At 55.5% G+C, this 447-nt stretch carries 1 pseudogene; it reads right to left on the minus strand.

The features are described 5' to 3' along the window. Positions 1–429 (minus strand): annotated as a pseudogene (locus tag WCE05_RS26010) (hypothetical protein); the annotation flags it as partial. Positions 430–447 lie beyond the last annotated feature (18 nt).

Below are 447 nucleotides of genomic sequence, written 5' to 3' on the forward strand. Positions count from 1 at the left end.
GCCCAGCATTTCCGCCAGCAAAAATGGCGTTTGCCCATTCTGCCCTTCGCTGCTTTGGCAGCCGGTAATTATCAGATCCAGCGGATTCTGATGCTGCCATTCGGCAATATGGCGAGCGACAAATTCCGGCGCAAAGCGCAGATCTGCCGCCGTCTCCAGCAATACAGCTTCCTCAAACCCAAGAGCCATGAGATAGCGCAGCCAGTGCAATGCCCGTTCATCCCCCATGCTCAACGCGGTTAAAGACATCGGCGTACCGTTTTTTCTCTGCGCCAACAGCAGCGCGGCAGCGGCCTGTTCATCAGCACCGAGTAAACTTCGCAGTAGCGAAATATCCGGTCCGCTTTTACCCTGAGCCGCCGCCTGCCACTCTTTTTCCGCCAGCATTCCGGCATCCGGTTCGGCTTTAAACGCTAACAGAATGTTCATTCGCACCGCCTACATTTC

It is taken from the genome of Pseudomonas sp. I2, assembly GCF_040984075.1.
Taxonomy (GTDB): Bacteria; Pseudomonadota; Gammaproteobacteria; order Pseudomonadales; family Pseudomonadaceae; genus Aquipseudomonas; species Aquipseudomonas guariconensis_B.